This is a genomic window from Desulfonatronum zhilinae, assembly GCF_900182865.1.
In the GTDB taxonomy this organism is placed as follows: domain Bacteria; phylum Desulfobacterota; class Desulfovibrionia; order Desulfovibrionales; family Desulfonatronaceae; genus Desulfonatronum; species Desulfonatronum lacustre.
The window spans coordinates 39072-60100 of sequence record NZ_FXUJ01000020.1; the positions used below are offsets into that span (position 1 = coordinate 39072).

Consider the following 21029-nt stretch of genomic DNA (forward strand, 5'->3'; position numbering starts at 1 on the left):
GAGGGGTCAAGATTCAGAATGACGGAAGTCGTCTACCACCCGTTCAGCCTTGGTCGCAACTAGCGGCAAATCCACGTAAAATATTGATCCTTGTCCATGCTCTGATTCAAAGTCGACGCGTCCGCCCATCTTTTCGGCCAGTTCCTTGGCAATAGCCAGTCCAAGGCCGGTGCCACCTTTTTGCCGGGTGTCCGAGGAATCCGCTTGGGAGAATTTTTGGAAAATTCGACTCCGGAATTCCTTGGGGATGCCAGGACCGTCGTCGCTGACCCGGATGCGGACCTGTCCGTCCAGTTTTTTTACTCCGACTTGGACAGAGCCGTCCTTGGGAGAAAATTTGGCTGCGTTGGAAAGAAAGTTTGTCAGAATTTGTTGCAGACGCTGACCGTCCACCCGGACGTGAACTCCATCGGCACGTTCAACCAAGCTCAGCTTGACCTGGTATTGGGCGGCGTGGGGCTGGCTGAGGTGCACGGCTTGCTCCACCATGGGCATTACCTCTTGGGTGCTCAACTCAAAGGGCATCTTTCCAGCGGCGATTTTTTCCATGTCCAACAGGTCGTTGATCAGGTTGGCCAAGCGAAGGCTGTTTTTGTGGGCTACTTCCAGCATCTTGCGGGCCGACTCCGGCAGTTCGCCCAGCGCCCCGCCCAGGAGCAGGCTGATGGGGCCGCTGATGGACGTCAGGGGGGTGCGCAGTTCATGGCTGACAGTGGCCACAAATTCGTTTTTCATCCGCTCCATGCGCTTGCGCTCGGTGATGTCCCGAACCATGCCGATGAAGACCCTTTTCCCATTGTGGGATATTTCCGAAACGGACAGTTCCATGGGAAAGGTCCGTCCGTTTTTTCGACGGGCTTCGACCTCGCGCCCGATACCGATGATCTTCGTCACGCCGGTCTGCAGGTAATTGTTGACGTAGCCTTCATGCTCGCTGTGATACGGCTCGGGCATGAGCATGTTCACGTTTCGTCCCAGCACTTCTTGCGCGCTGTATTCAAATATGCGCTCCGCAGCGCGGTTGAAGGAGGTCACGACGCGATTTTCGTCAATGGTGATGATCCCGTCGATGACGTTGTCCAAAATGGCCTGAGTCTGGCGGGCGTTCTCGGCCAGGGCCAGCTCGGCTTGTTTGCGCGGGGTTTGATCCAAGAGATAGCCTTGAATCCGAACGATCTGTCCGGAATGATCGTATACCGGCCGGGTGTAGTCATGAATCCAGCGGTACGGTCCGTCCTTGTGCCGCAGTCGATAAAACTGTTCGAATTGGCTTGCATTGTTCTTGAGGTGGTTGTGGATGTCGTTCGCGGTTCGCTGGAGGTCGTCCGGATGGAGCAGGTCGATGAAGTAGAAAGCTGGTGAGAGAATTTCGGTGGGACTATAGCCGATCAGGCTGGCGACATTTCGGGAAACATATTCCACGGGCCAGCCGGGTTTCGGCTTCCAGACAAAGAGGACCACCGGTCCGTCGGAGAAAAGTTCTTCGACGTTGGGGCCGGGCGGGCCGGCGACCTCGGAAGCCACGGAAGGCTTCTCATTGACGGGCATGAACTAACCGAGCCAACGCTTGCGTCGGCGGTAGTGCTTGACGTCGCGGTAGCTGCGTTTTTCTCCGCCGTGGCCCAGGCCGAGGTAGAATTCCTGAACGTCAGGGTTGTTGAGCAGGGATTCCGAAGTGCCGTCCATGACGATCCGTCCGTTTTCAAGAATGTAGCCGTGCTGGGCAATGCTTAAGGCGGCGCGGGCGTTCTGTTCCACCAGGAGGATAGTTACGCCTTCTTCCTGGTTGACCCGCTGGACGATGGTGAAGATTTCCTCCACCAGCAACGGGGCCAGCCCCAGAGAGGGTTCGTCCAGCAAGAGCAGTTTCGGTTTGGCCATCAAGGCTCGGCCAATGGCCAGCATCTGCTGCTCCCCGCCTGAAAGGTATCCGGCCAACTGTTTACGGCGCTCCTGGAGTCGGGGAAAGTATTCATAAACCCGTCGTAAGGACTCCGGATACTCTGAGGCCGGGCGGGTGAAGCCGCCGCAACGCAGGTTTTCCTCAACGCTGAGGTCCTCGAAGACGCGCCGACCTTCCATGACCTGGAAGATGCCCTCGCGGACGATCTTTTCAGGCAGGGTCTTGTGGATGGGGCGGTCCTGATACATGACCGCGCCCTCGGTGATCTCGCCGTCCTCGGTGCGGATCAGTCCGGATACGGCCTTGAGGGTGGTGGATTTGCCCGCGCCGTTGGGCCCCAGCAGGGCCGTGATTTGGCCCTGGCGGACCTTCAGGGAAAGGCCTTTGAGCACCAGAATGACGTCGTTGTACACGACTTCGAGGTTTTCGATTTTAAGCAGGTCCATGGTGGGGAGGTTCAGGGGGTTACGGTTCACGGTTCAGGAGACCAGGGGGGAAAGGAGGGGCGGTTTGCGAACCGCCCCTGTACTCCTAATGTCCAAACCACTCCGGACGTCGCTCCAACTCCTGCTCAGCCACCAGTTCCATGCGATCTTCGAAAAGCTGGTAGAGATAGACCACCATGTTCGGTCGGTGATCATCTTCGAAAAAGCTGATCGGCGGCGTCAGACCCATGGGATCGAAGTCGCGCAGGGTCCGGGAGGCGTCCCGAATGGCCGGCCCGGTGACCTTGCCCTGCTCCGCGGCGACGCGGATGGCCTCGGCCATGGTGTACATGGAGGCGAAGCCGCGGATGTAGTGGATATTCTGGTGGCGGCCACCGGTGAGTTCTTCGATGACCTTCATGCCCGGCACCTCCGCGCCGTACACCGCGGAGGTGTGCAGGCCGTAATGGCCGTTGACCGCGGAACCGGCCAGTTTCAGAAGTTGCTCGTCGCTGCCCCAGATGTTGGTGATGAATTTGGCCTGCATGCCGATCTTCTGAGCGTCCTTGAGGATCACCGCGGTGGAAGAGATGGTCCCGCCCACCCAGACGTAGTCCGGGGCCAGGCGCTGCATGCGTAGCAACTGGCTGGTGGCGTCCATGTCTCCCAGGCCGACGTTGTCTTCGCCTACCAACTCGAAGCCCAACTCCTGGGCAAAGGCCTTGATGGCCGGAATGGGCGCCAGGCCGTAGGGGTGGTTGGGGTAGAGCAGGCCGAGCTTGATGGGGCGGTCTTCGGTCCAGTTGTCATGGAAGTACTGCAGGGCGGCCCGGGCCTGGGTGGAATAGTCCGCGGCGATGAAGAAGTTGTAGGGCGCTGTTTTCGGGTCGGTCAGGTGCGCGGAATAGGAGGCCGAGTAGGTCGGGATCTCGTCCCGGGCCACGAACCGGACCAAGGCCTCCGTGTCGGCCGTGCCCCAGCCTTGCAGCGCAACCATGCCCTGGCCCTTGAAGCGGTTGTAGGCCGCGATGGCCTGCTGCACGTTGTAGGCGTAGTCCACCTGGAGCAATTCGATGCGCTGCCCGGCAATGCCGCCCTGCTTGTTCAGATACTCGACGCAATGCCGGATTCCGTCGGCATACGGCCGACCAACATCGGACGTGGGGCCGCTCAGATCGGACAGCACGCCGACTTTGATCTGGGCCAAGCCCGGCGATGCCGCGAACAGCATCAAGGCCGCCGCCACTAAGAGAAGTCCTCGTCTCATCTCCATCCCTCCTTGGAATATGTGGAAAAAATCTGCTAATGCGCGAATGGATACAGCTTCCAATACGCCTTGATCAGTCGCCAGCGATGAGCCAGGCCTTCGGGCTCGAAGATCAGGAACAGGACGAGGATCAGGCCGAAGATGCCCTCGCGCAGGGCCAGGAAATACATGCTGATGTTCGGGAAGAACGTACCGGCCAACTGGGCCAAAGCGCCTAGAAATTCCGGGAGCAAGGTTACGAAGACCGCGCCGAAGATGCTGCCCAGCACGCTGCCCAGGCCGCCGATGATGATCATGGCCAGGTACTGGATGGAGAGCATGATGTCGAACTGCTCCGGGGTGATGTACATGGTGTAGTGGGCCCAGAGTCCGCCGGCGATCCCGGCCAGGAAGGAGCTGACGGCGAAGGCTTGCAGCTTGTAGGCGAAGAGGTTCACCCCTACGGACTCGGCGGACTGGTGAAAGTCCCGGATGGCCACGAAGGCCCGCCCGTGGCGGGTGCGCAGGATATTGGCCACCAGCAGGACGCTGACCGCGGCCACGCCGAAGGTCAGGTAGAACATCTTGGCGTCGTTATCCAGGGATATGCCCAGGATAACCGGCGCGTCCAGCCCCATGCCGATGGAGCCACCGGTGACCGACTCCCAGTGCAGGAAGACGTAGCTCAGAATCAACTGGGCGGCCAGGGTGGCGATGGCCAGATAGATGCCCTTCAGGCGCAGCGATGGGATGCCGAAGAGCATGCCCACCACGGCCGTAACCAGCCCGCCGAAGAGCAGGGCCGCGAAAAACGGCCATCCGGCCAGGGTGCAGATGCCCGTTGTATACGCTCCCACGCCGATGAACGCGCCGTGGCCCAGGGATATCTGGCCGCAGCACCCGGTGAGCAGGTTCAAGGCCACGGCCCCGATCACCGCGATGTTGATCATGTTCAGCATCGAGACCTGATAGTTGCTCAGGAAAAACGGGGAACAGAGGAGCAGGGCCAGGAAGACGCCCAGGCTTAGTTTCTGAAATCCGGTCTGGAAGAACCGGGTTTCCGAGGCATAGGAGGTGTGAAACAGTCCGCATTTACCGCGCATGGCCGACCTGCTTGAATGATATATTCTTAAAATTCATGTGTCTAAACTCTTTCGATCTCATGGGTGCCGAACAACCCATAGGGCCGCAGCATCAGGATGATCACCAGGACCACGTAAGCGGCGACTTCCTTGAAGCCGGGCAGGCTGAAGACCTGCTGCATGAAGCCGTCGGCCACGTTTTCCAGGACGCCGATGATCAGTCCGCCCAGGGCCGCGCCCAATAAACTGTCCAGGCCGCCGAGGATGACAGCGGGAAAGACCTTCAGGCCTAGGTGCCCCAACTGGGCGTTGATTCCGTTGATGTTGCCCAGGATGATCCCGCCGATGCTGGAGACCACCGCGGCGATGCACCAGGACAGGGCGAAGATGTTCTTGACCCCGATGCCCATGGACTGGGCGGCCTGCTGGTCCATGGCCGTGGCCCGCATGGCAATGCCGGTCCGGGAATATTTGAAGAACAGTGAGAACACGGCGAACAGCAGGGCGGAGAGGACAAAGGCCGCGATGTACACCGGGGCCACCGGCACGCCGGCGATCCAGATCGGGTCCGTGGGCAGGATGGGCGGATAGACCCGGATCTGGGTGCCCCAGAACAACTGGACCAGGGATTTGAGCACCGTGGACAGCCCCACGGTAACCATGATCACGCTGATGATCGGCTCGCCGATCAACGGGCGCAAAATCACCCGCTCGATGCACAGGCCGAGGATCACGGAAAACACCAGGGTCATCAGAAAGGAAACCAGAAACGGCAGCCCCATCTGCACGGTCAAGGCGAAACAGATGTACGCCCCGACCATGACCATCTCGCCCTGGGCGAAATTGACAACCTTGGTCGCCTTGTAAATGATCACGAAGCCCAGAGCCACCAAACTGTAAATGCTTCCGACCACTAAGCCGTTCACGAAGAGTTGAAGATAGTATTCCATGGTTGATTCAGGCTGAAGGGTTCACGGATGGGGCAAGGACCGTTTAGTCCACGGTAGCAATCTGAATACTCCCGCACATTTCCCGCATCCGCCCGTCCTGGTACTGGATGGAAGCGGTCAGGTTCATGCAGACGTCCGGGCCGTAGAGGGATTCGATGAGCGGCAGGTAGCGCTCCTCCACCACCTTGCGGCGCAGCTTGCGGGTCCGGGTCAGTTCGCCGTCGTCCGCGTCCAGTTCCTTGAACAGCAGGGCGAAGCGCTTGATCCGAGTGGTTTCCGGGAGGCCGGCGTTGATTTCGGCGATTTCGGTCCGGATCAGGTCGTAGATTTCGTTCTTGGCGGCCAGATCCTGGTACGTGGTGTAGGTGAGCAGCCGGCTTTCGGCCCATCGCCCCGCGATTTCCGGGTCGATGCTGATGATCGCGGCCAGATGGGGACGCTCCTTGCCCAGAATTACGGCTTCTCGGACATAAGGCGAGAACTTGAGCTTGTTCTCCATGAACTGCGGCGAAAACTGGGTTCCGTCGGCCAGGTGCATGACGTCCTTGAGCCGGTCGATGACCACGATCTGCCCGTTGTCCTTGAAGAATCCGGCGTCTCCGGAGCGCAGCCAGCCGTCCTGGATGGTCTCGGCCGTGGCCTCGGGGTTGGCGTAGTAGCCTTGGAACACGGCCGGAGAACGGGAGAGAATTTCGCCTTCCTCGGAAATGATGATCTCGGTTTCCGGGATGGGCTCGCCCACGGAGTCGAAATCCACCCGGCCGTCCGCGTGGATGCAGGAGATCCCGGCGATTTCCGTCTGGCCGTAGATCTGCTTCAGGTTTACGCCCAGAGCGTGAAAAAAGCGAAAGGTGTCCGGCCCCAAGGCCGCGCCGCCGGTAGTGGCGGAGCGAATCCGGGAAAAGCCCAGCCGGTCGCGCAGGGCCCGGAACAGACCGGCGTCGGCCAGGACCTTGCCCAGACGCAAGGCCGGACCGGGCTTGGTTCCGGCAAGCAGGCATTCGGCGTAGCGCGTGCCCATGGGCAGGAAGAGGTTATATAGAAAGCGCTTCAGCGGGCTGGTCTCCATGATCTTGACTCGTACCCGGGCGGCCAGATTCTCCCAGACCCGGGGAGGGGAGAAGATCAGGTGCGGCCCGATCTCCCGGATGTTTTCCTGCACCGTGTCCGGCTCCTCCGGAAAGTTGACGCAAAAGCCGAACAGCAGGGCCGAGGCCACGGCCATCATCTGCTCGCCCATCCAGGCCAGGGGCAGGAAAGAGACGAACTCGTCGGTGTCGTGCTTGGGGTCCACCCGGCCCAGGTTGGTGGCCATGGACAGCAGGTTGCGGTGGGAGAGCATGGCCAGCTTGGGCCGTCCGGTGGTTCCGGAGGTGGTGGCGATCAAACAGGTGTCGTCGGGCTGAAGCCGGTCCACCCACTGGGCGAACTGGCCCGCATCGGGGCGACCCTGTTCGCAAATCCGTTCAAAGGGATGCAGGCCGTCTTCCTTGTACCCGGACAAGCCCTTGGCGTCATGGTAGACCACGTATTGGAGATGGGGCACGCGCTGTTTCAGGTCCAGCATCTTGTCCACCTGCTCCTGGTCTTCGGCCACGACCATCCGGCAGTTGGTGAGCGAAAAGATGTACTCGATCTCCTCCACCGGTGCGTCCTGGTACAGCCCCAGGGCCATGCCGCCCAGGGACTGGATGGCCAGCTCGGCCCAGAGCCATTCCGGACGGTTGTCGCCGATGAGCACCAGCACGTCGCCCTTGCCCAGGCCGAGCTTCTTCATCCCCGCGGCGAATTCCGAGGTTTTGCGCAAGTAGTCGGTCCAGGAATACGGCTGCCAAACGCCCCATTCCTTTTCCCGCAGAGCCGTCTTGGCCCCGAATCGCGCGGCGTTGTCCAGCAACAACCGGGGCAGTGTTGTATCATAAGGGCGTTGGGAACGTTGTTCTTCCTGCATTGGGTCTTCCGTGTCGTTCTAAGGCGATTCTTTCTTCGTAAAGTTCAAGGGGGGCGCGTGGCTATCTTCCGACAAACGACGCGTTGTCGCTGCCCAGGTAGGCGGCGATGACGTTCGGGTCTGCCTGGACCTGGACCGGGGTGCCGGTGGCCAGGACTTGGCCGAAATCCAGGACGATCACCTGGTCGGAGATGTCCATGACCACGCCCATGTCGTGCTCCACAAGAAGGACGGTGATGCCCCATTCCTCGTTGATGTCCAGGATGTAGCGGGCCATGTCCTCGGTTTCTTCCAGGTTCATCCCGGCCATGGGTTCGTCCAGGAGCAGCAGTTCCGGTTCTCCGGCCAATGCCCGGCCCAGTTCGACCCGTTTTTGCACCCCGTAGGGCAGCTTGCCCGCCACCTGATGGCGGTAGGGGGACAGGCCGAGAAAGTCGATGATTTCCTCAATGCGCTTGCGGTGCAGATCCTCGCTGCGCCGGGCCTTGCCCCAGTAGAACAGGGACGAGAGCAAGCCGTAATTCAGGCGGATATGGCGGCCGACCATCAGGTTGTCCAGCACGCTCAAGCCCTTGAACAGGGCGATGTTCTGAAAGGTCCGCGAAAGTCCGGCCATGACCCGGTCATGGGCTGCCATGGGGAGCAGGTCTCGTCCGTTCAGGGCGATTTTGCCCTCGTCCGGATGGTACCGCCCACTGATGCAGTTGAGCATGCTCGTCTTGCCTGCGCCGTTGGGGCCGATGAGCGAGGCGATCTGGCCCTGCTCCACGCTGAAGCCGACATTCAGTAAGGCGGCCAGGCCGCGAAAGGTCAGCGTGACGTCGCGGACTTCCAGCATGGCCATTGCTAGCACCACTCCTTGGCGAAATCGCAGGGGCCGACGACATGGTAGCCGCGTTCCAACAAGGCCTTGAGAACCGGTCCCGGATCGTCCATCTGGATCCGGATGACGACCATCCGCTTCGTATTGTGATAAAACGTGGCCGTGGAGATGATGCTCACGTTCATGGCCGCGATGATGTTCGAGACTTCGGCGATGACCCCGGTGCGCTCCACGACCTCGAAGACGATTCGCGACCCGCCCTGGGCCAGCCCCATTTCCTCCACCAGAACGTCAAGCATCACGTTGCGGTTGATGTACCCCAACAGAATGTTTTTGGAGTCCACCACGGGCAGCCCGGCCAAGTCCTTGTCGTACATGATTTTGGCGGCTTCCTCGATTTCCATCTGCGGAGGAACGGATGGGACATCCTTGAGGATCATTTTTTCCACCGTCAGCTTGGACATCAGGTAATTCAACTCATGCCGACTCAGGGTGGTCACCGGGGAGGGCAGGGCCGACCGGACGTCCTCCTTGCGTACCGCCCCGATGTAGCGGCCCTTTTCGTCAACGGCCATGAGCATCCAAAGGCGGCCTTTTTCCATGATCTTGTCCGCCTCCATCACCAAGGTCTTGGGGGTGATGGTGGGCATGTCCGTGAGCATTTTCAGTCCGACATACATGGCGGGATTCTCCTTGGGCTTGCGGGGAACATGGGTTGTGAATTTTCGAACTCAACGGAATGGAGCAGGCGATGGAGTTTTTGTCCAATACTTGCTCCGTCAACGGCGATATGAAGGCATGAACGGAGTGTTTGGCGTGCCGATGTCGGCACTGATAGCCGCTCAAGCCGTTGGAGTCCAGCGGAGGTTGCGCAGGCAAGGAATTTGGGGAGTGGGCGGGTGTTTTTCCTCCCTGGACGATACCGGAGGTTTCCAGTATGGGGGTCCCCATGCACGAAATGTCAATTGCCGAGTCCTTGATCCGGATCGTGGAGGCCGAGATGGCCAATCACGGTCTGCGCACCGTGCAGCGGATAACCATCCAGCACGGCGCGCTGTCCACCATGGTCCCGGAGGCCCTGGATCTGGCCTTTGAGGCCATGACCCTTGGCACGGCCCTGGAAGGGGCAGTGCTGGAGTATGAAAAAGTGCCGCTGTCTTTGCGATGCTCCAGCTGTGAAACGACGTTTTCGCCGGAGGTGCGCAGCCTGCACTTTGCTCCCTGCCCGTCCTGCGGCGAGGAGTTCGCGCATGCCGTGCTCACCGGCAAGGAACTGAACATTGCTCATATCGAAGGAGACACTTGATATCATGTCCAAAACCATCCCCGTGATCCGTAATATCCTGGATGCCAACAACCGCTTGGCTGATCAGCTCCGCAACGTCTACGCGGAAAACAGCCTGCTGGCCCTGAACCTGATGAGTTCGCCGGGAGCCGGAAAGACCTCGCTGCTGGAGCGCACTTTGAGCGATCTGCGCGATGAATTGCGTATGGCCGTGATCGAGGGCGATTTACAGACGGACAACGACGCCCGGCGCGTGGCCGCCACCGGGGCCCAGGCCGTGCAAATCAACACCGAGGGCGGCTGCCACCTGGATAGCTCCATGATCCTGGAGGCCCTGAAACAGATGGACCTGGCGGCCCTGGACGTGCTGTTCATCGAGAACGTGGGCAACCTGGTCTGCCCCGCGGAGTTCGACCTGGGCGAAAAGGCCAAGGTGACCCTGCTCAGCGTGACCGAGGGCGACGACAAGCCGGAGAAGTATCCGATGATGTTCGCCCAGTCCAAGGTGCTGTTGCTGAACAAGATCGACCTGCTACCCTACGTGGATTTCGACCTGGAAAGGGCGACCCGCTTCGCCCGGGCCCTGAATCCGGAAATCGTCGTTTTTCCGGTTTCCTGCCGCACCGGAGAAGGGCTGGAACCCTGGTACGCGTGGCTCAAGGACGCAGCGCTGGCGGAGCGCCGGTAGCATTACGGGGCTATCATTTCAGTCGATAGCATTTAGTCGACGAAGTCGACGACATAAAAGGCGGGCTTTCAGCCCGCCTTTTTCTTTCCCCGCGCAAATCGTGCATAAGCGTCCGGAAACAAGGTCACGTCATCAATACGCACATCCACGTACGCCTCGCCGTTGCCCGGCCCATTGCCTGGGTCAATGAGCACCGTGGCCATGCCGAATTCCTTGGCCGTCTTCAGGTTCACGGCCATGTCCTCCACCATCACGCATCGCGACCCCGGGACGCCGAGTCGACGCAGCGTTTCCCGGTACGGTTCGGGGTAGGGCTTGGGCCGGTAGGCCGCCAGCCGGACGTCGAATATTTCGGTAAACACCTCCCGGAGCCCCAGAACCTTCAGAACTCGCTGGGCATGGGCCAGTGAACCGTTGGTCAGGACGACCTTGACACCGGGCAGGGCCGCCAGGGCCAAGGCCAACTCCGGGCAAGGCCGCAGGACCGCGGCCACGTCCACGTCGTGGACGTATTCCAGGTAGTCTTCCGGGTCCACGCCGTGGTGCTTGGCCAGACCGACCATGGTCAGCCCGTATTCCCGCCAATACAGGCGGCGCAGCGCGTCCACCTGTTCTTCAGGAATACCGGCCCGTTCGTGCATGTATTGGTTGATCCGGGCGTCGATCAGCGGAAATAACGAGTTCGACGCCGGATAGAGGGTGTTGTCCAGATCGAAGATGAACGTATCCATGAGAATCCTTGGTTCGGCTTGTTTTGTGGGGAATGGTCGCTGGAAGGAATTGGCGCAATCCGCAAAAGACGACGCGATGGGGCTTGTCAGTTTCAAGCGGAATTGACACTATGACATAGCCACTCAACCGGCGAACCTCAACCCGCTCAGGAGATCCACACATGCGCATGCCGCGATTGACGCTCCACGTCTTGTTTGCCGTGGCCGCTCTGTTTATCTGGCTTAGTTCCGCCCAAGCCGCTTCCGTGGAAGAACAGCGAAGATTGTTTCTCCAGGCCGAGGAGGCGTTGCGCAAAGGGCAGCGTCAAACCTATCTGGGCCTATTGCCTCGCCTCGACGGCTACCCGTTGACGCCCTATCTGACCGCCACTGACCTGGAGCGAAGGCTCGGGTCCGGATCGACAGCGGAGGTCCGGGCCTTTTTGAAGGCCTACGGCGACATCCCGGCAGCGGATTCCCTGCGTCGGAAGTGGCTGCGCGAACTGGCCAAGCAGGCTCGCTGGGCGGATTTTCTTCAGGACTATACTCCCCAGACCAACGAGGACCTTCTGTGCCTCTACGGTCAGGCCTTGCTGGGGGCCGGAAAGACCGGCCCGGCCATGGAGCATGCCAGGGAGATGTGGCTTTCCGGCACATCCCGTCCCAAAAGCTGCGACCCGCTCTTCGCGGCATGGAGAGGTAAGAATCTTCTGAGCCCGGAACTGGTGGCGGAACGGATTCGGCTGGCCATGAACGGGGGACAGGCAGGGCTGGCCCGGTATTTGACCCGGTATCTCCCCCCGGAAGAGCGTCCCTGGGTGGAGTACTGGTGCAAGGTGGACGAGAGCCCCGGTTTGGTGCTGGAGCGCAACTGGAGCGGCGTCCAAAGTGATTTCGCCCTCCCAGTGCTGGCCCACGGCATGCGCAAATTGACCCGCGTTGACGCTACCCGGACAGCCGGGGATTGGGACCGGCTCCGCTTGCGGAACGGTCTGGAACGGGAGCGATTCGCCGATATAGAAGTGGATATTGCCTTGTTCATGAGCCTGCGTTTCGAGGACGGGGCCGTGGAGCGGATCGGGGCTTTGCCCGTGGACTTGAGAAGTGATCGGTTGCGGGAGTGGGGTGTTCGGGCGGCCTTGCGCCGACAGGACTGGTCGGCGGTACTGACCAAGGTGGACGGGTTGACCAAAGGCCAGCAACAAGAACCGCGCTGGCGCTATTGGCGGGCCCGGGCCCTGGAGCAGACCGGCTGGGCTGAACAAGCCCTGGCCCTGTACAATAATTTGGCCAGTGAGACGCACTATTTCGGCATGCTTGCCGCGGACCGTCTCGGACAGCCCTACAAGGTGGAACACCAGCCCGTGGCCGTGACCGCGGAGATGCTGAACACTGCCAAGCAAGATCTTGGCCTACGCCGGGCCGTGGAATTTTTCGCCCTGAAGCGCTACGGCCCGGGGCGCAGCGAATGGCAGCGGGCGCTGCCCCGGCTGGATGAAGGCGTTAAGTTGGCCGCGGCCATTTGGGCCAGGGATCTTGGGTGGCACGATCGGGCCATCACGGCCGTCGTGGCCGCGCGTCACGATACGGACTTGGAAATCCGCTTCCCCCTGCCCTATTCGTCCCAGATCATGGCCCAGAGTACGGCCAAAAATCTCAATCCGGCCTGGGTCTACGGTGTGATGCGCCAGGAGAGCCTGTTCATGGAAGACGTGGGCTCGTCCGCCGGCGCCCTGGGGCTGATGCAGATCATGCCCCAGACCGGCCAACGTATTGCCGGATGGCACGGAGAACGGCTTTCCAGTTCCCGGCTGCTGCTCCAGCCCGAGCGGAACATCCGCTTCGGAACCACGTATCTGCGTCGCCAGTTGGATGATCTCCAGGACCATTACGCCCTGGCCACCGCCGCCTACAATGCCGGTCAACACCGGGTCAAAGGCTGGCTGCCTCAGGGCGTTGAACTCCCCGCGGACATCTGGGTGGAGACCATTCCGTTCAACGAAACCCGCAACTACGTGGAACGCGTTCTGTCCTACACCGCCATCTACGAACACCGTCTCGGCCAACCGTTGACCCGGGTCAGTCACCGCCTCCCCCCGGTCCAGCCCCGGGACGGGGGAACTCGGGTGGCGGAAATCGGGTATTGATCAATATCTGGTATCTACTCAGCATATTTTGTGTCCGTTTTTGCTCTGGCAATCGGGGTCGGAGTCGGTATCGGAGTCGAAATCGGAACAGGAAGAATTGAGAACGCATCCCAGCGTTTTCGATCCCGATCCCGATTCCGACTCCGACCCCGGCAACGGCAACGCCATTACTCTGTGCTGAGTAGTTACAATATCTGGGGAACAGGAGAGCGTTATGATGGGAAACTACACGGTCAGGGCGTTTTGGGATTCGGAGGCCGGGGTCTGGGTGGCGGAAAGCGACGATGTCCCTGGATTGGTCACTGAAGCGGAGACCATGGAACTCCTGGTTGAAAAACTCCATGGTCTCATTCCGGAGCTTCTGGAGGAAAATGGAGTCCTGACCGCTGGGATACGTCGGGAAATTCCGTTTTGCATTTACGGCCAACGCATGGAAACATTGGCATATGGCTGACTTTGCCGAAAGCGTGCGACGTGTTTTGACCAAGGCGGGCTGTTTTCTTATCCGCCAGGGCAAGGGGGACCATGAAATTTGGTACAGCCCGATTTCTCATACCCGATTTCCCGTGGATGGGAAAATCAAGTCGCGTCACACAGCCAATGGCATTCTGAGACAGGCAGGATTACCGAAACAGTTTTAGCGGTGGTGATTCAGGCCTTGCGGGGCAACGCGCAGGCGGGGTTGGCGAAAAAAGCGGTGTGGATGGCCGTGACGGCTTTGTGCAGGTCGGCTTCGCGGACGATGAAGTAGAGGGCGGCCGGGGAAGGGCCGAAGGCGATCATTTCGATGTTCACCTGGCACTGGGCCGCGGCGCTGAAGCAGGCCGCGGCGATGCCGGGCTTGGAGGACAGCCCCTTGCCCACCACGGCGATCAAGGCCTTGTTCGTGTTTTTTTCGAGCTTGCGGTAGGGGCGGGGATGCAATCCGGCCAGGGCCTGGGCTGCCGGTTCCAGGTCCCGGCGGGACAGCAGCAGGCTGATGCAGGTCTGGGAAGTGACCACGGACTTGATGTTCACCCCCCGGGCGGCCACGGCCGCGGCCACCTCGCCCAGGATGCCGCGGCGCTTGCCCACTCCCGAGGCATGGACCTTGAGAATGGCGATGTCCGTGGTGTGGGCCACGCTCTTGATCACTCCGGGAGCGGCCTTGCCCCGGGCCGTGATCCTGCTGCCGATCTTGTCCGGCCGGAGCGTGTTGGTGATGACGATGGACAGGCCTTTTTTGCGTAGGGGCTCCACGGTCCGGGGATGCAGGATTTTCGCCCCGAAGTAGGCCAGCTCCGCGGCCTCGTCGTAGGCCAGCTCCGGGATCAACCTGGCCTGGGGCACGAATTTCGGGTCCGCGCTGAGGAACCCGTCTACATCCTTCCAGATTTCCAGCACCTCGGCCCCGGAAATGGCCGCGAACACGGCCGCTGAATAGTCGCTGCCCCCGCGTCCGAAGGTCGTGGTTTCCCCGTCCGCGTTGACGCCGTAAAATCCGGGAATGATGGTGATCTGCCCGCCGTTGAGGTGGCATGCGAGCCGCTCCTGGAAATTGTTTTCCGACGGAGCCAGAAGGGCCGTGGCGTCTCCGAACTTGCCGTCCGTGATCACGCCGATCTCCTCCGGCAGTCGACAGGACGCCTTGCTGCCCCGGGCGTTGAGAATCGCGGCCAGGAGTTGGGCGCAGATCTTTTCGCCGAACCCGCTGATGGCGTCGACCATCCGCGGGGTGACGTCCTTGGTGTAGTGCAGGCCGTAGAACAGCCGTTCCAGGCGGGCCAGGGTTTTGCCCAGCTCGCGGGAGTAGGCGCGGACGTCCTTGTCGTCGCGGATCAGATGCCGGGCCACCAACATGTGCTTGTGCTTCAGGCGGTCCATGACCCGGCCCACCGCTTCCTCCTCGGCCACGGCCTGGGGCATGGCCTCCAGGAGCAGGTCCGTCACGCCGCCCAGAGCCGAAACCACGATGAGGTTTCCCCGGCCGCGGGTGACCAGCAGGTCCAGGATGGCGGCGATGGTTTCCTTGCCGTTCAGGCATCCGCCGCCGATTTTGATGACTTTCATGCGGACGGGTCCGGGGGCGTCGGCTCGAAGCGACTGGTGCGCTCCACCGGGGTGAAGCCGGCCTGGGTGATGATTTCCATGATCTGATCCCGGGTCATGCCCTTGGGGGTCTGGGCTCCGGCGGCGTGACCGATGCGTTCTTCGACGATGGTTCCGTCCAGGTCGTCCGCGCCGTACCACAGGCCCATCTGAGCCGTCTTGATCCCGGTCATCACCCAGTAGGCCTTCAGATGCCGGACATTGTCCAGGACGATGCGGGACACGGCCAGCATCCGCAGGATGTCCAGGCCGTCCGGACCTTTGGCCTGGAGGTCGTTATGCCCGGGCTGGTAGGGCAGGGGGATGAAGCACATGAAGCCGCCGGTGCGGTCCTGCAGGTCGCGCAGGGCAATGAGGTGGTCCAGACGGTCGGCCCAGGTCTCAATGTGGCCGAAAAGCATGGTGGCGTTGGAGCGGATGCCCAGTTCGTGGGCCAGCTGGTGGATTTCCAGCCACTGTTCGCCGGAGACTTTTTCCGGACAGAGCTTGGCGCGCAAAGCCGGGGAAAAGACCTCCGCGCCGCCGCCGGGCAACGCGTCCAGGCCCGCGGCCTGGAGGCCTTCCAGGACCTGACGCGGGGAAATGCCGCCGCGCTGAGCCAGAAAGGCCACCTCCACCGCGGTGAAGGCCTTGACCGAGGCCGTGGGGCGAGCCTGTTTCACCGCGCTGACCAAATCCAGGTAATACTGGTAGGGCAGCTCCGGGTTCAGGCCGCCGACAATGTGGATTTCCCGAACCGGCTCGTCGCCTCGGGAGCGGACCCGCTCCGCGGCTTCGTCCACGGTCAGGGTGTAGGCGTCTTCGTCCCCGACCCGGCGGCTGAAGGCGCAGAACCGGCAGGCGTTCTGGCAAATGTTCGTATAGTTGAGGTGTTGGTTGTAGACGAAATAGGCGTTTTGGCCGTGCAGCCCGGAGCGTCGGGCCAAGGCCAGCCGTCCCAGGACATGGATGTCGGCCTCCCGGACCAGGGTCAGGGCCTCGTCCCGGTTGAGCCGGACATTGTCGGCGGCCTTTTCAACGATGTGATCAAGCACGTGGGATTCTCCTTGCTTCGGCGTTTTCCCGGGCCGTTCAACGGAAGACCCACAAAGGACCTTGAACGCGCAGCTCTTCTTCCACCGAGCCGAGAATTTTTTTCCAGAGCGACTGGTCTCGCTTCGGGTCTTCGATGAGGTCGACATACTCGTCGATCTCGGCAATGGACCGCAACAGGTCCAAGGCTTCCTCCTGCCCGCCGAGGGCGTCGATCAGCCCGAGTTCCAGGGCCTGTAAACCGGTCATGATCCGGCCGTCGGCGAGTTTCTCCACTTCCTCCAGAGGCATGTCCCGGCCCTGGGCGATATCCCGGGTGAACTGGCCGTGCATGTCCATGACCACGGCCTGGAGATAGGCCCGTTCCTCGAGAGTCAGTTCCTCAAAAGGCGTTCCGGTGGTTTTGAACACGCCGCTGGACACGGACTCCCGGCGGATGCCCAACTTTTCCATCAGCCCCTGGAGGTTGGTCAGCTCCATTTTCACGCCGATGCTTCCGGTGAGGGTCCCCGGGTTGGCCACGATCTTGTCTGCGGCCACGGCCACGTAATAGCCGCCGGAAGCGGCCACGGCCCCCATGGAGACGACCACCGGTTTGTGCTCTGCCAAACGTTGCAGGCCGCGGTGCAGTTCTTGGGACGGCCCGACCACCCCGCCGGGCGAGTTGACCCGGACCAGGACCCCCAGGACCGTGGGATCCTCGCGCAGTCGGCGAATCCAGTTCAGGGTATCCGTGGGATCCAGAATCATTCCCTCAACGTGAACCACGCCGACCTTGGGGCTGGAAAAGGCCAGGAACGCGCCGGGGTGTTTGTCGGCGTAAGAACGCCAAACGGCCATGGCCCCGGAAACCAGGGCCACGGCCGTGAACATCAACAGTAATCCAAAGAGGAATGGATGACGCTGACTGAAGCTGGGATTAGTCTTCAGATGTTCCTTCCTCGATATTTTGCCGGATCAGGTCGCCCAGGTTGGTGCTGGCGGCCTGGGTGGATGCTCCGACATTGCCGTGGAATTCCCGGCCTTTCTTCAACTCGTCCTCTTCCAGGGCCTTGATGGACAGGCCCAGGCGGCGTTCATCCGCGCTGACGTGGATGACCCTGGCCTGAATGACCTGACCTTCCTGGAACAATTCGCTGGGCTTCTTGATCTTCTTCCGACTGACCTCGGAAACGTGGACCAAGCCTTCAATCCCTTCCTCGACCTCAATGAACAGGCCGAAGTCCGTGATGTTGGTCACGGTGCCGGAAACGGTGGAGCCCACGGGATAGCGCTGGGGCACCAGGGACCACGGATCTTCCGTGAGCTGCTTGACGCCCAGGGTGAACTTCTCGCTGTTCTTGTCCACGGTGAGCACCTTGGCCTGGACCACGTCGCCGACCTTGTACATCTCGCTGGGATGGCGGACCTTTTTTGTCCAGGAAATGTCCGACACGTGGATCAGGCCGTCGATGCCGTCCTCGATGCCCACGAACATGCCGAATTCGGTGATGTTTTTGATGGTGCCCTCAAGCACGGTGCCGTCCGGATATTTCTCGCCGACCACGTCCCAAGGATTGGGAGCGACCTGCTTCATGCCCAGGGAGATGCGCTTCTTTTCCTGGTCCACGCCCAGGACGATCACGTCCACGGCATCGCCGACCCGGACCATCTGGGAGGGATGGCGCAGCTTGCGGGTCCAGGACATTTCGGAGATGTGCACCAAGCCTTCAACGCCCGGCTCCAGCTCCACGAACGCGCCGTAGTCCACCAGGTTGGTGACTTTGCCGGTCAAGCGGGTGTCTTCGGGGAATTTGGCCGCGATGTTGGTCCACGGATCCGGGACCAACTGCTTCAGGCCCAGGGAAACTTTCTGGTTTTCCTTATCGAAGTTGAGGACCATCAGTTCCAGGTCGTCGCCGATCTGAACCATTTCCTTGGGATGACGAATGCGCTTCCAGGCCATGTCCGTGATGTGCAGCAGACCGTCCAGGCCGCCGAGATCGACAAACACGCCGTAGTCGGTGATATTCTTGACCTTGCCCTCAATCGTCTGCCCTTCCTCGATGTTCTGGAGCAGGCTCTGACGCATGCTGTCGCGTTCTTCCTCAAGCAGGACGCGGCGGGACACGATGACGTTGCTGCGTCGGCGATTGACCTTCAGGACCCGGAATTCGAAGTCCTGCCCGACCAAGGCGTCCATGTCCGGTACCGGTCGCAGATCCACATGGGAGCCGGGCAAAAAGGCCTCCACGCCGTCCACGTCCACATGATAGCCGCCCTTGATGCGTTTGGTGATCGTCCCCGTGATGACTTCGTTGGAATCCAGGACGCCCTCCAGCTTGTCGAACAGCTGCATGCGTTTGGCCTTTTCCCTGGAGAGGAGAATCGAGCCTTCTCCTTCGTTTTTCTTGATCACGTAGACGTCGATCTTGTCGCCCATCTTGATTGTGAGACAGCCGTCCTGGTCCTTGAATTCCGCGGCCGGAATCTGACCCTCGGACTTAAAGTTCACGTCCACCAGGATGTGATCCCCGTCGATTTTGACGACCTCACCTTGAACGATGCTCCCTTCATCGACATCGCCGAAGTCGTCGTTCAAATACTGCTCCAGCTCCGCCTCGAAGTTGAGTTCCATCTCCTGGTCGAACTGATCCTGCGTCTCTTCTGTTGTGTTGGTCATTGTGTTCCCCCTGAACCTTGTCCTACGACAAAAATTTTTTGCTACGCCCTAGCAGAACAATCCAGCGTTGACAACTGTTGCCATCCTTATCGTCCCGGTGAGAGAGGGCAGGAGAGCGCCTGGAGGGGCCGCGCGCGACGGAAGAGTCTGTTTTCTGTGTATTGCCGAGGACATGCCGAGGCAATGGTTGCGGCGGCATCTTGCATGAAATGGTTGGCAAGGAACGCGATTCGGACGTATAGATTTTTTTTGAGCAAAGTCGACGGTCGGGGAAGAAAGACGATATTTTCATCAGTCAGGTATTGGAGACGAAATTTATGGACATGAACGCTCTCGGTCAGGAGCCGATTCCCGGTGCAAGTCCGGTGGGCCAGGATGCCCGGTATGACTCGGAATATGACCAGCTTCAGGGGGAGATCGACAAGCTGAACTCGGTGACAAATCTGGCCGAGGTGAACTGGAAGCGGGTCGTAACGCTTGGGGCGAACATCCTTGAAACCAAGTCCAAGGACCTTCTGGCCGCGGTGTACCTGTCCGTGGGGTTGATGCACGAGGACGGCATGGCGGGCATGGCCACGGGAAGCCAGGTATTGCGGGACATGGTCGCCACCTATTGGGACGAGTGCTTTCCTCCCAAGAAACGGCTGCGGGGGCGGATGAACGCCTTTTCCTGGTGGCAGGAAAAGGCCTCGGCCTGGGTAAAGGCCTTGCCGCCCGAGCCCGTGCCCGCCGAACTGCATCGGACCATTCTGGTCAACGTGGAAGCCCTGGACAAGAGTCTCGGCGAACTGCTGCCTGATTTGCCGCCTTTAAGGGATGTGCTCGCCGCGGTAAAACGGCTTCCGGTCCAGCCTCCTCCTCAGGAGGAGCAGGCGGAGAAACCGGGCGAGGAATCCACGGATCAGGCTCAAGTCCAGGGCCAAATCCAGGATAAAGGAGAAGAGAAAGTCTCGGAACAGTCGTCTTCGCGCCCGGGAGGCCCGACCCCGGCTTCCCCTGCCGCGTCGTCGACCTTCACGGTCCCTTCCGTCGCCCCCCTTGAGGACGTCGCAACGGCCCGCAAGGCCCTGGGAGCTGCGGCGACCGCTTTCGTCGGTTTCGGACGCGGCGCGGACCCCGCGGACCCGTGGGTTTGGAAGGCAGCCAGAATGGCGGCTTGGATCACTGTCAAGACTTTGCCGCCGAACCAGGGCGGTCAGACCATGATTCCGGCCCCGGACACGGACGTCAAAGCCGCTTTGCGCAAGCAACTCGGCGAGGGCAAGTTCCGGGAAGCCGCTTTTGCCGCGGAAAGCCGCTTCCCGGGATCCATCTTCTGGTTTGACTTGCAGCAGGTGGTGGCCAAGGCTTTGCAGGGCTTGGGAGTGGAGTACGCGCCGGCTCTGGATGTGGTTCGAGGCGAACTGCGGGCTTTGTTGACCCGTTTTCAGGGACTGGAACAGCTTTCCTTTGCCGATGGGACGCCCTTTGCCGATCCCGAGACCAGGGCTTGGATCGCGACGCTGACCGGAGGCGGCGGAAGTGCGGGCGACTCCGGAGGAGCAGCCGGGACGGAGAATGACGAATTTGTAAGTCACGCCATAAAGCAGGCCGAGTCCTGTTTTGCCAGGAAAGACGAGGCCGGGGCGCTGGACGCCTTGTCCAAGGGGATGCGGAGTGCTCCGAACGGACCTGCCAAGATCCGGCTGCGGCTGGCTCAAATGGATTTCCTGTCCCGGGCCGGGCGCTTCGCCGTGGCCGGGGCCCTGGCTGAGGACCTGTTGACGGAAATGCAAAACCGCGATCTCGCGACCTGGGCCCCAGAACTGACCGTGGATGTCCTGCGGGCCTGCCATGGTGCCTACGTGGGCAAGGGCGGAGAGGCTAATCTGACCCGAGCTAAGGAACTGGCCGGGATGATCAGTCGGATCCGTCCGGCTGCGGCCCTGAGTCTGGCGATTTGATCGAATTGCGGATGGTCGGTATAATTTTCTTGCCAAAACTCTCTTCAATATCGTAGGTAGTCGTGAATAAGATTCGGCTGAGTTTATTTTTTTG

At 60.8% G+C, this 21029-nt stretch carries 19 protein-coding genes; 6 read left to right on the forward strand and 13 right to left on the reverse strand.

The features are described 5' to 3' along the window. Window positions 1-6 precede the first annotated feature (6 nt). The 8 genes from AC559A_RS14720 to AC559A_RS14755 form a co-directional block, all read right to left on the reverse strand. Window positions 7-1548: a sensor histidine kinase gene (locus AC559A_RS14720; protein ID WP_498818484.1), complete on the reverse strand. Its 1542-nt coding sequence runs from the start codon at window positions 1546-1548 to the stop codon at window positions 7-9. Window positions 1549-1551: 3 nt separating this feature from the next. Further along, the gene (locus tag AC559A_RS14725; protein WP_156933052.1) at window positions 1552-2349 is read right to left on the reverse strand and encodes an ABC transporter ATP-binding protein; all 798 of its coding nucleotides are present in this window, start codon (window positions 2347-2349) and stop codon (window positions 1552-1554) included. An 85-nt stretch (window positions 2350-2434) separates the two neighbouring features. Next, window positions 2435-3595 (reverse strand): ABC transporter substrate-binding protein, encoded by a 1161-nt coding sequence (locus AC559A_RS14730; RefSeq protein WP_498818485.1) that lies wholly within the window; start codon window positions 3593-3595, stop codon window positions 2435-2437. A 35-nt stretch (window positions 3596-3630) separates the two neighbouring features. Next, on the reverse strand, window positions 3631-4677 hold the full coding sequence (locus AC559A_RS14735; RefSeq protein WP_028573252.1) for a branched-chain amino acid ABC transporter permease: 1047 nt from the start codon (window positions 4675-4677) through the stop codon (window positions 3631-3633). Between the two features lie 41 nt (window positions 4678-4718). Further along, a complete protein-coding gene (locus tag AC559A_RS14740; RefSeq protein ID WP_028573253.1) occupies window positions 4719-5606 on the reverse strand; it encodes a branched-chain amino acid ABC transporter permease in 888 nt (295 codons plus the stop codon). 43 nt (window positions 5607-5649) lie between these two features. Beyond that, complete coding sequence (locus AC559A_RS14745; RefSeq protein WP_498818486.1) at window positions 5650-7557, reverse strand: AMP-binding protein; 1908 nt, start codon at window positions 7555-7557, stop codon at window positions 5650-5652. 61 nt (window positions 7558-7618) lie between these two features. Further along, the gene (locus AC559A_RS14750; protein WP_028573255.1) at window positions 7619-8401 is read right to left on the reverse strand and encodes an ABC transporter ATP-binding protein; all 783 of its coding nucleotides are present in this window, start codon (window positions 8399-8401) and stop codon (window positions 7619-7621) included. Window positions 8402-8403: 2 nt separating this feature from the next. Further along, window positions 8404-9060 carry a CBS domain-containing protein gene (locus AC559A_RS14755; RefSeq protein ID WP_028573256.1) on the reverse strand — a complete coding sequence of 219 codons (657 nt, stop codon included), beginning with the start codon at window positions 9058-9060 and terminating at the stop codon, window positions 8404-8406. Between the two features lie 269 nt (window positions 9061-9329). On the opposite strand from AC559A_RS14755, the gene hypA reads away from it, so the two are divergent. Together hypA and hypB are read left to right on the forward strand one after the other, a co-directional pair. Continuing rightward, a complete protein-coding gene (gene hypA, locus AC559A_RS14760) occupies window positions 9330-9686 on the forward strand; it encodes a hydrogenase maturation nickel metallochaperone HypA (protein WP_498818487.1) in 357 nt (118 codons plus the stop codon). A gap of 4 nt (window positions 9687-9690) precedes the next feature. Continuing rightward, complete coding sequence (gene hypB, locus AC559A_RS14765) at window positions 9691-10353, forward strand: hydrogenase nickel incorporation protein HypB (protein WP_028573258.1); 663 nt, start codon at window positions 9691-9693, stop codon at window positions 10351-10353. 68 nt (window positions 10354-10421) lie between these two features. Here the strand turns inward: hypB and AC559A_RS14770 are convergent, their stop codons facing one another. Then, window positions 10422-11084: a pyrimidine 5'-nucleotidase gene (locus AC559A_RS14770; RefSeq protein WP_028573259.1), complete on the reverse strand. Its 663-nt coding sequence runs from the start codon at window positions 11082-11084 to the stop codon at window positions 10422-10424. 161 nt (window positions 11085-11245) lie between these two features. On the opposite strand from AC559A_RS14770, the gene AC559A_RS14775 reads away from it, so the two are divergent. From AC559A_RS14775 to AC559A_RS14785, 3 genes are all read left to right on the forward strand, one after another. Then, window positions 11246-13210, forward strand: coding sequence for a transglycosylase SLT domain-containing protein (locus AC559A_RS14775; RefSeq protein ID WP_498818488.1), 1965 nt, complete (start codon window positions 11246-11248; stop codon window positions 13208-13210). 214 nt (window positions 13211-13424) lie between these two features. After that, window positions 13425-13664 (forward strand): DUF1902 domain-containing protein, encoded by a 240-nt coding sequence (locus AC559A_RS14780; protein WP_211239065.1) that lies wholly within the window; start codon window positions 13425-13427, stop codon window positions 13662-13664. After that, the gene (locus AC559A_RS14785) at window positions 13657-13851 is read left to right on the forward strand and encodes a type II toxin-antitoxin system HicA family toxin (RefSeq protein WP_028573261.1); all 195 of its coding nucleotides are present in this window, start codon (window positions 13657-13659) and stop codon (window positions 13849-13851) included. Before AC559A_RS14780 ends, AC559A_RS14785 begins: the two co-directional genes overlap by 8 nt. A 10-nt stretch (window positions 13852-13861) precedes the next feature. On the opposite strand, the gene AC559A_RS14790 is transcribed toward AC559A_RS14785, so the two are convergent. From AC559A_RS14790 to AC559A_RS14805, 4 genes are read right to left on the reverse strand one after another with little or no spacing between them, the layout of a single operon-like run. Beyond that, on the reverse strand, window positions 13862-15259 hold the full coding sequence (locus AC559A_RS14790; protein ID WP_498818489.1) for an aspartate kinase: 1398 nt from the start codon (window positions 15257-15259) through the stop codon (window positions 13862-13864). Continuing rightward, window positions 15256-16332 carry an aminofutalosine synthase MqnE gene (gene mqnE / locus AC559A_RS14795; protein ID WP_498818490.1) on the reverse strand — a complete coding sequence of 359 codons (1077 nt, stop codon included), beginning with the start codon at window positions 16330-16332 and terminating at the stop codon, window positions 15256-15258. Before mqnE ends, AC559A_RS14790 begins: the two co-directional genes overlap by 4 nt. A 37-nt stretch (window positions 16333-16369) precedes the next feature. Further along, a complete protein-coding gene (sppA, locus tag AC559A_RS14800; RefSeq protein WP_084032130.1) occupies window positions 16370-17203 on the reverse strand; it encodes a signal peptide peptidase SppA in 834 nt (277 codons plus the stop codon). Between the two features lie 46 nt (window positions 17204-17249). Then, window positions 17250-18992, reverse strand: a complete 1743-nt coding sequence (locus AC559A_RS14805) for a 30S ribosomal protein S1 (protein WP_035261953.1) — start codon at window positions 18990-18992, stop codon at window positions 17250-17252. Window positions 18993-19309: 317 nt separating this feature from the next. Between AC559A_RS14805 and tssA the strand changes: the two genes are divergently transcribed. Continuing rightward, window positions 19310-20935 (forward strand): type VI secretion system protein TssA, encoded by a 1626-nt coding sequence (gene tssA / locus AC559A_RS14810; protein WP_498818491.1) that lies wholly within the window; start codon window positions 19310-19312, stop codon window positions 20933-20935. The last annotated feature ends 94 nt before the right edge of the window (window positions 20936-21029 follow it).

Bases quoted from the DNA above. Each gene is read 5' to 3' on its own strand.
- AC559A_RS14735 (WP_028573252.1), bottom strand. From the start codon at position 4,677: ATGCGCGGTAAATGCGGACTGTTTCACACCTCCTATGCCTCGGAAACC.
- tssA (WP_498818491.1), top strand. From the start codon at position 19,310: ATGGACATGAACGCTCTCGGTCAGGAGCCGATTCCCGGTGCAAGTCCG.
- sppA (WP_084032130.1), bottom strand. From the start codon at position 17,203: ATGTTCACGGCCGTGGCCCTGGTTTCCGGGGCCATGGCCGTTTGGCGT.
- AC559A_RS14725 (WP_156933052.1), bottom strand. From the start codon at position 2,349: ATGGACCTGCTTAAAATCGAAAACCTCGAAGTCGTGTACAACGACGTC.
- hypA (WP_498818487.1), top strand. From the start codon at position 9,330: ATGCACGAAATGTCAATTGCCGAGTCCTTGATCCGGATCGTGGAGGCC.
- AC559A_RS14785 (WP_028573261.1), top strand. From the start codon at position 13,657: ATGGCTGACTTTGCCGAAAGCGTGCGACGTGTTTTGACCAAGGCGGGC.
- AC559A_RS14770 (WP_028573259.1), bottom strand. From the start codon at position 11,084: ATGGATACGTTCATCTTCGATCTGGACAACACCCTCTATCCGGCGTCG.
- AC559A_RS14745 (WP_498818486.1), bottom strand. From the start codon at position 7,557: ATGCAGGAAGAACAACGTTCCCAACGCCCTTATGATACAACACTGCCC.
- AC559A_RS14740 (WP_028573253.1), bottom strand. From the start codon at position 5,606: ATGGAATACTATCTTCAACTCTTCGTGAACGGCTTAGTGGTCGGAAGC.
- AC559A_RS14730 (WP_498818485.1), bottom strand. From the start codon at position 3,595: ATGAGACGAGGACTTCTCTTAGTGGCGGCGGCCTTGATGCTGTTCGCG.
- AC559A_RS14720 (WP_498818484.1), bottom strand. From the start codon at position 1,548: ATGCCCGTCAATGAGAAGCCTTCCGTGGCTTCCGAGGTCGCCGGCCCG.
- AC559A_RS14755 (WP_028573256.1), bottom strand. From the start codon at position 9,060: ATGTATGTCGGACTGAAAATGCTCACGGACATGCCCACCATCACCCCC.
- AC559A_RS14805 (WP_035261953.1), bottom strand. From the start codon at position 18,992: ATGACCAACACAACAGAAGAGACGCAGGATCAGTTCGACCAGGAGATG.
- AC559A_RS14750 (WP_028573255.1), bottom strand. From the start codon at position 8,401: ATGGCCATGCTGGAAGTCCGCGACGTCACGCTGACCTTTCGCGGCCTG.
- hypB (WP_028573258.1), top strand. From the start codon at position 9,691: ATGTCCAAAACCATCCCCGTGATCCGTAATATCCTGGATGCCAACAAC.
- AC559A_RS14790 (WP_498818489.1), bottom strand. From the start codon at position 15,259: ATGAAAGTCATCAAAATCGGCGGCGGATGCCTGAACGGCAAGGAAACC.
- AC559A_RS14780 (WP_211239065.1), top strand. From the start codon at position 13,425: ATGATGGGAAACTACACGGTCAGGGCGTTTTGGGATTCGGAGGCCGGG.
- AC559A_RS14775 (WP_498818488.1), top strand. From the start codon at position 11,246: ATGCGCATGCCGCGATTGACGCTCCACGTCTTGTTTGCCGTGGCCGCT.